General features: G+C 65.0%; 9 protein-coding genes and 1 tRNA gene. 3 read left to right on the top strand and 7 right to left on the bottom strand.

Annotated features, from left to right (window positions below):
- Window positions 1–48 precede the first annotated feature (48 nt).
- The 4 genes from phaR to ASD75_RS14605 form a co-directional block, all read right to left on the bottom strand.
- Complete coding sequence (gene phaR / locus ASD75_RS14590; RefSeq protein WP_056746647.1) at window positions 49–609, bottom strand: polyhydroxyalkanoate synthesis repressor PhaR; 561 nt, start codon at window positions 607–609, stop codon at window positions 49–51.
- A 282-nt stretch (window positions 610–891) separates the two neighbouring features.
- A tRNA-Val gene (locus ASD75_RS14595) sits at window positions 892–968 on the bottom strand.
- Between the two features lie 116 nt (window positions 969–1,084).
- Window positions 1,085–3,298, bottom strand: a complete 2,214-nt coding sequence (locus tag ASD75_RS14600; protein ID WP_056746650.1) for a bifunctional (p)ppGpp synthetase/guanosine-3',5'-bis(diphosphate) 3'-pyrophosphohydrolase — start codon at window positions 3,296–3,298, stop codon at window positions 1,085–1,087.
- Entirely contained in the window at window positions 3,295–4,263 is a 969-nt protein-coding gene (locus tag ASD75_RS14605) for an alpha/beta fold hydrolase (RefSeq protein ID WP_056746651.1), read from the bottom strand. Before ASD75_RS14605 ends, ASD75_RS14600 begins: the two co-directional genes overlap by 4 nt.
- 116 nt (window positions 4,264–4,379) lie before the next feature.
- Here ASD75_RS14605 and ASD75_RS14610 point away from each other — a divergent pair, with 116 nt between their 5' ends.
- The gene (locus ASD75_RS14610) at window positions 4,380–5,162 is read left to right on the top strand and encodes a 3-hydroxybutyrate dehydrogenase (protein ID WP_056746652.1); all 783 of its coding nucleotides are present in this window, start codon (window positions 4,380–4,382) and stop codon (window positions 5,160–5,162) included.
- Between the two features lie 116 nt (window positions 5,163–5,278).
- Here ASD75_RS14610 and ASD75_RS14615 read toward each other — a convergent pair whose 3' ends face one another.
- Window positions 5,279–5,992 (bottom strand): SIMPL domain-containing protein, encoded by a 714-nt coding sequence (locus tag ASD75_RS14615; RefSeq protein ID WP_056746745.1) that lies wholly within the window; start codon window positions 5,990–5,992, stop codon window positions 5,279–5,281.
- Between the two features lie 217 nt (window positions 5,993–6,209).
- On the opposite strand from ASD75_RS14615, the gene ompR reads away from it, so the two are divergent.
- Window positions 6,210–6,941: a two-component system response regulator OmpR gene (ompR, locus tag ASD75_RS14620; RefSeq protein WP_015014739.1), complete on the top strand. Its 732-nt coding sequence runs from the start codon at window positions 6,210–6,212 to the stop codon at window positions 6,939–6,941.
- Between the two features lie 6 nt (window positions 6,942–6,947).
- On the top strand, window positions 6,948–8,477 hold the full coding sequence (locus ASD75_RS14625; protein ID WP_056064216.1) for a sensor histidine kinase: 1,530 nt from the start codon (window positions 6,948–6,950) through the stop codon (window positions 8,475–8,477).
- A gap of 60 nt (window positions 8,478–8,537) precedes the next feature.
- Here ASD75_RS14625 and gudD read toward each other — a convergent pair whose 3' ends face one another.
- A complete protein-coding gene (gudD, locus tag ASD75_RS14630) occupies window positions 8,538–9,890 on the bottom strand; it encodes a glucarate dehydratase (protein WP_056746653.1) in 1,353 nt (450 codons plus the stop codon).
- Window positions 9,891–9,939: 49 nt separating this feature from the next.
- On the bottom strand, window positions 9,940–10,929 hold the full coding sequence (locus ASD75_RS14635) for a tripartite tricarboxylate transporter substrate binding protein (RefSeq protein WP_056746655.1): 990 nt from the start codon (window positions 10,927–10,929) through the stop codon (window positions 9,940–9,942).
- Window positions 10,930–11,107: the final 178 nt, after the last annotated feature.

The following is an 11,107-nucleotide window of genomic DNA, read 5'->3' on the forward strand; positions in this document are numbered from 1 at the left end:
GCTATAGCGGCGCCGCCCGGGGGCAAGGCGCCGCAGGCGCCTCGGGGGCTATCTTTTCAGTCCAAATGCGCCCAGCATCTGCTCCGTCTGCTTTTGCATCTGCTCCTGCATCTGGGCCAGCATGGTCTGCGACTGCTCGACATAGTTGCCCATCATGCCCTTGAGCATGGGCGACTGCAGGCTCATGAACTGCGCCCACATCTCGGGCGTCACGCTTTGGGACTGCTCGGCCAGCTTGGTCTGCACGTCGGTGAAGGCCTGGACGTTCTTCTCCAGGTACGCGCCCATGAACCCCTGCATGGCATGGCCGTAGAACCGGATGATGTTGGCCAGCACCGCCTCGGTGAACATCGGGGCGCCGCCCGCCTCCTCTTCCAAAATGATCTGCAGCAGGATGCTGCGTGTGAGGTCTTCGCCCGTCTTGGCGTCGCGCACCACTACGTTCTGGTGGTCCATCACCAGCTGGCGCACCTCGGCCAGGGTGATGTAGGTGGAGGTGTCTGTGTCGTACAGACGGCGGTTGGGGTACTTCTTGATGACGCGCTGGGTCGATTTGGACGCAGCGGTTTTCGGTTCGGACACAACGAACTCCTCGGGCTCAAAACCCATGTATTGCAGTGCAGCACATTCTAGGGAGACTGCTGCGCCGCTGCGGCAAAGGAATACCCTGATGATGTCGGGCACCAATGTGTCGCGTGGGCGACTGATGCTTGAGGCGCCGTATGCCGTGCAGCCTTTTACGTACAACGCCCCAGCAACAGCCCTTGGCGAGGGAAGAAAGAAGCAGAAACAAAAAAGCCACCTTGGGTGGCTTGCTCTGTGAACACCAAGTGCGGTGTCGTTGCCAAGTTTTTTATGGATCTGAAAGCTGGTTTCTTTCAGCGAAAAACTTGGTAGGCGCGATTGGACTCGAACCAACGACCCCCACCATGTCAAGGTGGTGCTCTAACCAGCTGAGCTACGCGCCTGTCGTTATCAAGACCACGATTATAGCCATAAAAATCGCCCCCTCGAGCTCGGCAGGCTACAAATCGCACAACGCGCGCGAAGCGGGCTCACAGGCAAGGCCCGCGCGCGTCTCGCCTCAACGGCGGCGGGCAGAACGAACGCCCTGCACCCCAGCCACGATGCCGAGCACCTTGTTCAGGCGGCCTGAGTCGGACACTTCTACCGTGAACGTCATCCACGCCGTGCCTTTGACGGACTGGGTCTGCACACCGATCACATTGGTTTTTTCGCGGGCGAACACTTCCGAGATGTCGCGCAGCAGGCCCTGGCGGTCGGCGGCCTCCACCGCGACGTCCACCGGGTACACCGCCGTGGATGCCGATGGCTTGGGCACGCCCCACTCCACCTCGATCACACGCTCGGCGTTGCGTGCCGCCATCTCGCGGAAGTTGCTGCAGTCGGCACGGTGCACGCTCACCCCTTTGCCGCGCGTGACAAAGCCACGGATGGTGTCCGGGGGTGCGGGCTTGCAGCACTTGGCCAGCTGCGTCATCAGCGAGTCGATGCCCACCACCAGCACACCGCCCTTGGGGGCCGCATCGTTGGTGCGTGTTTTCTTGAGCAGCAGATAGTCGTCGGGCTGCAGCACGGGCTCGGGCGGGCGTAGCACGGTTTCAATGTTGCGCAGCGAAAACTCATCCTTGCCCACCACCTCAAACAGCGCGTCGGCCGACTTGAAGCCCAGTTGCACCGCCAGATCGTCGAGCTTGATGGCGGTCTTGCCTTCGCGCTGCAGCAGCTTTTCGACCGCCTCGCGGCCCCGGGCCACTGTCTCGTGCGTGGCCTGTGCGTTGAACCAGGCACGCACCTTGGCCTTGGCGCGGTTGCTGGTGAGATAGCCCAGCTCGGCATTGAGCCAGTCGCGCGAGGGGCGCCCTTCCTTGACGGTGGAGATTTCAACCGTCTGCCCGTTTTGCAACGGGGTATTGAGCGGCACCATCACACCATCGACCTTGGCGCCCCGGCAGCGGTGGCCCAGGCTGGTGTGGACCGAGTAGGCAAAGTCCACCGGGGTGGCGCCCTGGGGCAGTTCTACCACGGCCGCATCGGGCGTCAGCACGTAGATGCGGTCCTCGAACAGGCCCCGGTTGGGCAACGTGCCCGCCAGGTCCCGCTCCCACGCCAGCAGCTGGCGCAGCACGGCAATTTTGGCGTCGTACTCGCCCGTTGCAGACACACCCGCATAACCTTTGGCACCGGCCTCCTTGTACGCCCAGTGGGCTGCCACGCCGTGCTCGGCGTGTTCGTGCATGGCCTGGGTGCGGATCTGGATCTCGATGGGCTTGCCGTTGTCGTCCCGCACAATGGTGTGCAGTGACTGGTAGCCGTTGGGCTTGGGCTTGGCGATGTAGTCGTCAAACTCCTCCACGATGGGCTTGAACTGCTCGTGCACCCAGCTCAGGGCGGCGTAGCAGTCCTTCACCGTGGGCACCACCACACGCAGCGCGCGGATGTCGAACACCTGGTCGAAGTTGAGCGACTTGCCACGCATCTTCTTGACGATGCTGTAGATGTGCTTGGGGCGGCCCGCCACGGTGGCGCTGATGCTGCGCGCACGCAGGTCGGATTCGAGTCGCGCGCGCAGCTGCTCCATGTAGACCTCGCGCTCGCCACGCTTTTCGTCGAGCAGGCGGGCCACTTCCTTGTAGGTGTCGGGCTCCAGGAAGCGGAAGGACAGGTCCTCCAGCTCCCACTTCACCTGCCAGATACCCAGGCGGTTTGCCAGCGGCGCAAACACCTGCAACGACTCGCGCGCCAGACTGGGCGACACGGGGCGCTTGCTAGCCGCATGAAAACGGAGCGTCTGCAAGCGCGAGGCCAGCCGCAGCATCACCACCCGCAGGTCGCGCGAGAACGCCAGCAGCATCTTGCGCACGTTCTCCGTCTGCACGGCCGGGTCGTCCAGCGGTGCAGCCGCGCGGGCCTGCTGCTGCACGCGCATCAGCTTGGTGGTCTCCACCGCCAGCGCCGCGAAGTTGGCGCCAAAGGCCTTGGCGATCACCTCCTCGGGTTTGTTCAGATGGATGCAGGCGTGTACCAGATAGCTGGCCGCCTGCATGGCTTCGGAACCGCCAATACCCTTGAGGATGGCGGCCACGGCATCGGCATGGGCCAGCGTGTTCTCGCCGGAGTCGAGCGTTTCGCCCGCCATCAGGGGTTCGGCAAAAGCGCGCGCGCGGGCCAGTGCGTTCACCTGCTCCGGCAGGGTGTGCGCCGTGGCGGCGATGAGCTGGGGGACAGCGTCGGCCTGGGGGGTGAGAGACGCTGGTGCAGGAGGGTTGGTTTTCATCCAGCCACAGCACCTTCTGCCGCCAGCAGGAAATCCGCGACTGCGGCGACCTGGTCTTCCGCCACCAGCGTGGGCGCGTGGCCCACACCGTCAAACTCCACCACGCGGGCCCGGGGCCCGCGCTGCGCCATGGCCTGCGCCGTATCGCGCGAGAGCAGGTCGGACTGCGCACCGCGCAACAGCAACGTCTGGGCCGTGATGTGGTCATACAGCTGCCACAGCGCCGCCTCGCCCGCCGCCGCAGCCTCCTGCGTCAACGTCTTGAACGGCACGGCAATCGCCGGGTCATAGTGCAGCGCAAGACCGCCTCCGGCGGACTGCGGCAGCTCGCGCACCATGGCGCGCGACAGGTCCAGCCACTGGGCGGGCGTGTGGGGGCCAAAGCTGGTGGAGATGGCCCACATTGCATCGGCCGCCTGCTGCAGCGATGCAAACCGCGCGGGCTGCCCCAGATACTGCCCGATGCGCTGCAGCGCCTGCCACTGGATGACAGGCCCCACATCATTGAGCACCAGCCGGCGCACAGGCACCGGCAAGGGCAGAGCGGGCTGGCCGGTGATGCCCATGCCGATGAGCCCGCCCATGCTCGTGCCCACCCAGTCCAACGTGGTGATGGGGGCTTGCTGGTGCAACTGCGCCAGCAGTGCCAGCATGTCCGCCGCGTATTGGGGAATCTGGTAGCCCATCGGGTCGGCCAGCCAGTCACTGCGTCCCCGGCCCACTACGTCGGGGCAGATCACCCGTGCATGCTGGCTCAGCACGCGGGCCAAGGTATCAAAATCCCGCCCCTGGCGCGACAGGCCATGCACGCAGACGACGACGTGCGGGTGCGCCGGGTTGCCAGTGGCGTTCCACTCCCAATACGCCATGCGGTGCTGCTGTGCGGGAGTGGGTGCGCGGTCTGGAGTCTCCGGCGAGGCCGCGGGGCCTGGGCACAGTACGTAGTTCAGCGTAGGTTCAATCATGGGTGCGAAATCCGGGGGCAGCGCTCGATAATGCTGTGGTCGTTGGCACCCATCGCTTGCCCCTGAGTGCCGACTTTTTCTTGTCGTCGCATCGTAATTCATTCGGAGAGACTCCCATGCTGAAAGGCAAAACTGCCCTCGTCACCGGCTCCACCAGCGGCATTGGTCTTGGCATCGCCAAGGCCCTGGCGCGCCAGGGCGCCAACATCGTGCTCAACGGCTTTGGCGATGTGGATGCCCCCCGCGCCGAGGTGCTGGCAGCTGGCGAGGCTGCGGGCGCCCAGGTGGCTTACCACGGCGCAGATATGAGCCGTGTGGCCGACATCGAAGACATGATGAAGTACAGCGCCAGCCAGTTTGGCCGCGTGGACATCCTGATCAACAACGCAGGCATCCAGCACGTGGCCAATGTGGAGAACTTTCCCGTCGAACGCTGGGACTCCATCATCGCCATCAACCTGACCAGTGCCTTCCACACCTCGCGCCTGGCCCTGCCCGCGATGAAGAGCGCCAACTGGGGCCGCATCATCAATGTGGCGTCGGTGCACGGCCTGGTGGGATCGGCCCAGAAGTCCGCCTATGTGGCCGCCAAGCACGGCATCGTGGGCCTGACCAAGGTCACCGCGCTGGAGAACGCCACCACCGGCGTGACCTGCAACGCCATCTGCCCCGGCTGGGTGCTGACGCCACTGGTGCAAAAGCAGGTGGACGCCAAGGCCGCCGAACACGGCATCTCCAATGAAGAAGCCAAGAAGCTGCTGCTGGGCGAGAAGGAGCCTTCGATGCAGTTCACCACGCCCGAAGAGCTGGGCGAGCTGGCCGTGTTCTTCTGCTCCCCCGCCGCCAACAACGTGCGTGGCGTGGCGTGGAACATGGACGGCGGCTGGGCTGCTCAGTAAGCCGGCTCTGAGCAATCGCTCTGCTTTTGATAGCTGCCAGCGCTTATTGCACTAGCGCTTGCAGCCGTTTTTATTTCAAACAGGGCACACCCAGCGACTCAGGGAGCTCAGAGGCCTCAGCGCATCTGCACCGAGCCCGACACGTTCACCGTGACCTGGGCCTTGCCCGCTTCCACCGGCACGGCTGAGTCCGAGAACGACGCCGCCTTGGCCTCGGCTGCCATCATGCGGGGCCGGGGGCCGGGCGACATTTCATTGCTGTTCACCGCCACTTCGCGCAGGCTGTAGTTCGCAAATCCAAAGCCCTTGGCCAGTTCGGCCGCACGGGCCTTGAACTGCTCGATGGCCTGGGTCTGGGCCTCGGACTCCACCTTGGCGCGGGCCTCGCGCGACAGGCCAAACGCCACCTGGCTGATCGCCAAGGTCTGAATCTTGCCGGCGGTGGCCGTGATGCGCGCGAAGTCACGGCCCTCCAGCACCAGTTCCGCCCGGCCCTGCCAGCCGTTGATCTTGCCGTCCTTGCCGTAGCGCGGGTACAGCCCGAACGGACCGGTGCGCACGTCCAGCTGTCCGGGCTGCGCATTGCGCTTGGCCTCGGTCAGTGCAGCATCCAGCGCCTGCTTGAGTTGGGTTTGCACGGTAGCGGCATCGGCGGCCTCTTTACTGGTGGCAAGGTTAAGCACCAGCAGGTCTTGCTGCACCTCCACCGTGCCCGTGGCCGACAGCTGCACCACGTTGCGCAGCTCAGGGGCCGGTGTATTTTGGGCAAAAGCGGCGCTTGCGCAGGCGATCAGTGCACTGGCAGCTATCAATTTGGTAGTTTTTTTCATCATCACACGGTCCTTGTCATTGGTGCACGCCCCGGTTGCCAGGGGTGCGGGGCACCACCTTAACCGCAGTGCGCTACGCCCTTGACAACGCCATGTCGCACGAGGTGCGAAGCTGGGCAAAACTTGTAACAGTTGGTCAAACCCGGCCTCCAAACCCGAACTTCGGCGTTCCAACTGGTCAGAATTGGCTCTGTTACAAATTGGACTTGAGATCAACATGGCCACAACACCCAATCGCACCGACAAAGTTCTGGTAGTGGACGACGACGCCCGCATCCGCGACCTGCTGCGCCGCTACCTCACCCAAGAGGGTTTTGAAGTCATGGTTGCCGAAGACGGCAAGGCCCTCAACCGCCTGCTGCTGCGCGAGACGGTGGACATCATCGTGCTGGACCTGATGATGCCTGGCGAAGACGGTTTGTCGATCTGCCGCCGCCTGCGCGCCGCCAACGACCGCACTCCTATCATCATGCTCACTGCCAAAGGCGAGGACGTGGACCGCATCGTGGGCTTGGAAGTGGGCGCCGACGATTACCTGGGCAAGCCCTTCAACCCGCGCGAGCTGCTCGCCCGCATCCACGCCGTGCTGCGCCGCCGCCCCGCCCAGGAAGCCCCAGGCGCCCCCTCGGGCGACAACGAAGTCGTCACCTTTGGCCCCTTCACCTTCGACCTGGGCACGCGCGCACTGCAGCGCAATGGCGAAGAACTGCCTTTGACCACCGGCGAATTCGCCATGCTCAAGGCCCTGGTGCGCCACCCGCGCCAGCCCCTGTCGCGCGAAAAGCTGGCTCTGCTGGCCCGCGGCCGCGAGTTCGAGCCCTTCGACCGCAGCTTGGACGTGCAGGTCTCTCGCCTGCGCAAGCTGGTGGAAGTGGACGCCGCAGCGCCCCGCTACATCCAGACGGTCTGGGGCGTGGGCTACGTGTTTGTGCCGGACGGAACGAGCTGATAGTTCATGGCCAACACTGAGGGCAAGCCAAGATCTTCGTCCCGCAAGTCTGTCACCGCCCCCTCCGACGCCACCAGCCCTGCCCCGCTGGAGGCCATTCGGCGGGCGCGGGAACAGCGTGCGCGCGTCGGTCTGAACCTTTTCTGGCGCACGTTCTTTCTGCTGGCCCTGCTGCTTGTGGGCAGCATCCTGGCGTGGCTGCAGACCCTGCGCGCGCTGGAGTTTGAACCGCGCACGCTGCAGACCGCGCAGCAGATTGCATCGCTGGTCAACCTGAGCCGCGCCGCGCTGGTGCACTCCGACGCCATCGCGCGCGTGTCGCTGATCAAGACCATGGCCGACCAGGAGGGGGTGCGCATCCTGCCGCGCGAGCCCAAGGACAAGTACGCACTGCTCGACCCGACGGCCCTGGGCAACCGCCTGACCGACGAGCTGACCATGCGCCTGGGCCCGGACACCATCGTGGCGCAAAGCGTGAACGGGGAAAACGGCCTGTGGGTCGGCTTCAACATCAACGGCGACCCCAACTGGCTGCTGATGGACCGCTCGCGCTTCAGCCCGGCAGGGGGACGCACCTGGCTGATCTGGCTGATCACGGCCGCCGCGCTGTCGCTGGCCGGTGCCGCAGCCATTGCCCGGCTGATCAACCGCCCGCTCAAGCAGCTGTCCTATGCGGCCAACCGCGTCAAAGACGGTGACTTTGCCGCCAGCCACCTCGACGAAGAAGTGGTGACCAGCGAAATCCGCGAGGTGAACATCGGCTTCAACCGCATGGCCCAAAAGCTGGCCAAGCTGGAACAGGACCGCGCCGTGATGCTGGCGGGCATTTCACACGACCTGCGCACGCCGCTGGCGCGCCTGCGGCTGGAAACGGAAATGAGCGTGACCGACGAAGTGGCCCGCGAGCACATGGTGGCCGACATCGTGCAGCTCGACGCCACCATCGACAAGTTTCTGGACTACGCGCGGCCGGACCACGTCACGCTGACCCCGGTGAATTTGCACGCAGTGGTGTCGTCGTGTGTGTATGCGGTGCAGGATCACCGCGAGCTGCAGATCACCATGGCGGTGCCTGAGGACCTGAACGTGCTGGCAGACGAGGTGGAACTGGCCCGTGTGATCTCCAACCTGCTGGAAAACGCCCGGCGCTACGGCAAGAACGAGGACACAGGCATCACCAACGTGGACATCGCCGCCAAGAGCCGCGAAAACTGGGTGCTGATCAAGTTGCGCGACCACGGCGCTGGCGTGCCGCCTGAGCAGCTGTCCAACCTCACCAAGCCGTTCTTCCGGGGCGACTCGGCGCGCACGGCAGCGGCGGGTGCAGGCCTGGGGCTGTCGATTGTGGACAAGACGGTGCAGCGCATGGGCGGCATTTTTGCGCTGGCCAACTCCAGCACCGGCGGCCTGGTGGCCCACCTGCAACTGCAGCGTGCCACCAGCCTGCCCGAAGGCGTGGACCCCAAGCAGCGCCTGCAGCGCCCATCCGTCAAGCGCCAGCTGCCCCGGCGACGGGCGGAAGACCGGATGGCCTGATCCCCTGCCCTGCCCCAACACAAAGCCCTCCATTGGAGGGCTTTGTGTTTTGGAACCACCTCAGCGCACCATGCAAGGTGACTTGTTGTTGAACTTCCAGCCGGGGATCAGGTACTGCATCGCAATCGCATCGTCGCGGGCCCCCAGGCCGTGCTGCAGGTACAGGCGATGGGCGCGCTCAACCTCGTCCATGTCCAGCTCCACCCCCAGACCGGGCTTCTCGGGCAGGTCAATGAACCCATTCCTGATCTGGAACGGCTGCTTCGTCAGGCGCTCGCCGTCCTGCCAGATCCAGTGCGTGTCGATCGCGGTCACGCGGCCCGGGGCAGCGGCGCCCACGTGGGTGAACATGGCCAGAGAAACATCGAAATGGTTGTTGGAGTGCGAGCCCCAGGTCAGGCCGAAGGCCTGGCACATCTGCGCCACACGCACTGATCCGGCCATGGTCCAGAAATGCGGGTCTGCCAGCGGAATATCCACCGACTGCAGCGCCAGGCTGTGCGCCATTTCGCGCCAGTCGGTGGCCACCATGTTGGTAGCGGTGGGCAGGCCGGTGGCGCGGCGGAACTCGGCCATCACCTCGCGGCCCGAGAACACGCCTTCTGCGCCGCAGGGGTCTTCGGCATAGGCCATCACGCCATGCAGGTCGCGCGTGAGGCGGATGGCGTCTTTCAACAGCCAGCCGCCATTGGGGTCCAGCGTCACGCGCGCTTCGGGGAAGCGCTCGTGCAGCGCGCGGATGGCCTCGACCTCTTCCTCGCCACGCAGCACACCGCCCTTGAGCTTGAAGTCAGCAAAGCCATAGCGCTGGTAAGCGGCCTCGGCCAGGCGCACGATGCCCTCAGCCGTCATGGCCTTTTCGTTGCGCAGGCGGAACCAGTCGTTGTCGGCGCCGGGCTCGGTGCGGTAGGCCAGATCGGTCTTTGCCCGGTCGCCCACATAGAACAGGTAGCCCAGCATTTGCACCGATGTGCGCTGCACGCCGTCGCCCAGCAGCGCGGCCACGGGCACGCCCAGGTGCTGGCCCAGCAGATCGAGAAAGGCCGACTCCACCGCGGTCACGGCGTGGATGGTGATGCGAAGGTCAAAGGTCTGCAGGCCACGCCCGCCCGCATCGCGGTCGGCAAACTGGGCGCGCATGGCATTGAGCACGGCGTTGTGGTGACCCACGGGCTGGCCCACGATGAGCGGTCGCGCATCTTCGATGGTCTGGCGGATCTTCTCGCCGCCGGGTACTTCACCCACGCCTGTGTTGCCCGCGCTGTCACGCAGGATGAGCAGGTTGCGCGTGAAGAATGGACCGTGCGCGCCGCTAAGGTTCATGAGCATGCTGTCGTGGCCCGCCACAGGCACCACGCGCAGCTCGGTGATAACGGGGGTGCTGGTGGCAGATGGATTGGAAGAGTTGGTCATGGTGGTCAGAAAACGAGGATGAGGCGCGCCCGGCGCCTCGTGGCAGGGCTCAATCCGCGGTGATTTTTCGGGTCTCGATCACGGTCTTCCAACGGGCGAATTCGCGCGCTTGGTAGGCGGTGAAGGCTTCGGGCGTGCTGCCGACAATCTCCAGGCCCTGGTCCAGCATGCGCTTTTTCACGGCAGGGTCGTTGATGGCTGCGATGGCGGCGTCCGCGAGCTTCTTCTTGAGTGCAGGCGGCAGGCCCTTGGGTGCGGCCATGCCCTGCCAGGAGTACACCTCAGCACCGGCCACGCCCGCTTCGGCCAGCGTGGGTACATCCGGCAGCACAGGGCTGCGCTTGTCGCCCGTCACAGCGATGGCGTGCAGCTTGCCCGCACGGATGTGCTGCAACACGGCGTTCACGTTCTGGAACGAGAACTCCACCTGCCCGCCCAGCAGATCGTTGATGGCCGGTGCGCCACCCTTGTAGGGAATGTGCAGGCCTTCGGTGCCACTCTGCTGCCAGAACACTTCGGCAGAAAGGTGGTCTGACGAGCCGTTGCCCGAGCTGGCAAAACTCACCTTGCCCGGGTTGGCCTTGAGCTGGGCGATCACCTCCTTCACGGTGCGCGCCTTCTGTCCGGGGGCTGCGACCAGCACGTTGGGTGCCTGCACGGGCACGGTGATGTAGTCAAAGTCCTTGAGGGCGTCGTATGGCACGCTCTTGAGCAGGTGCGGCGCCACGACAAAGGCACCCAGCGACGACACCAGCAGCGTGTAGCCATCGGCTGGCGCGCGCTTGACCATGCCCGCGCCCAGTGTGCCCGTGGCACCCGGGCGGTTGTCCACCACGAAGTTCTGGCCCAACTTGTCGCCCATGTGCAGGGCCATGGCGCGGGCCACCATGTCGGTGGAACCGCCGGCCGGGAACGGCACGACGATGGTCACGGGTTTATCGGGCCAGGTGGCAGCAGCTGGCGCGGCGGTCTGCGCAGATGCGGCAAAGGCAAGGCCACAGGCGGCAGCAACAAGCAACAGTTTCTTGGCAACGAACATGAGGGTGTCTCCGAAAGTAGTGATGGCAGGCCCTCTGCGGGGCCTCGGGGGGTGGATGAGGAAAGGAATGAATCCGCAGACCGCGCTTACTGCGGCCCGAGCTTGTCAATCAGCGCCTTGAGCTCTTGCATCTCGTGGGGCTTGAGGTCCGTCAGCGGCGCCCGCACCGGCCCGCCGT

Origin of the sequence: Acidovorax sp. Root568, assembly GCF_001427445.1 — a bacterium.
GTDB classification, from domain to species: Bacteria; Pseudomonadota; Gammaproteobacteria; order Burkholderiales; family Burkholderiaceae_C; genus Acidovorax; species Acidovorax delafieldii.

Coding starts and splice junctions, on each gene's coding strand:
- phaR (WP_056746647.1), bottom strand. CDS start 609: ATGGGTTTTGAGCCCGAGGAGTTCGTTGTGTCCGAACCGAAAACCGCT.
- ASD75_RS14600 (WP_056746650.1), bottom strand. CDS start 3,298: ATGAAAACCAACCCTCCTGCACCAGCGTCTCTCACCCCCCAGGCCGAC.
- ASD75_RS14605 (WP_056746651.1), bottom strand. CDS start 4,263: ATGATTGAACCTACGCTGAACTACGTACTGTGCCCAGGCCCCGCGGCC.
- ASD75_RS14610 (WP_056746652.1), top strand. CDS start 4,380: ATGCTGAAAGGCAAAACTGCCCTCGTCACCGGCTCCACCAGCGGCATT.
- ASD75_RS14615 (WP_056746745.1), bottom strand. CDS start 5,992: ATGAAAAAAACTACCAAATTGATAGCTGCCAGTGCACTGATCGCCTGC.
- ompR (WP_015014739.1), top strand. CDS start 6,210: ATGGCCACAACACCCAATCGCACCGACAAAGTTCTGGTAGTGGACGAC.
- ASD75_RS14625 (WP_056064216.1), top strand. CDS start 6,948: ATGGCCAACACTGAGGGCAAGCCAAGATCTTCGTCCCGCAAGTCTGTC.
- gudD (WP_056746653.1), bottom strand. CDS start 9,890: ATGACCAACTCTTCCAATCCATCTGCCACCAGCACCCCCGTTATCACC.
- ASD75_RS14635 (WP_056746655.1), bottom strand. CDS start 10,929: ATGTTCGTTGCCAAGAAACTGTTGCTTGTTGCTGCCGCCTGTGGCCTT.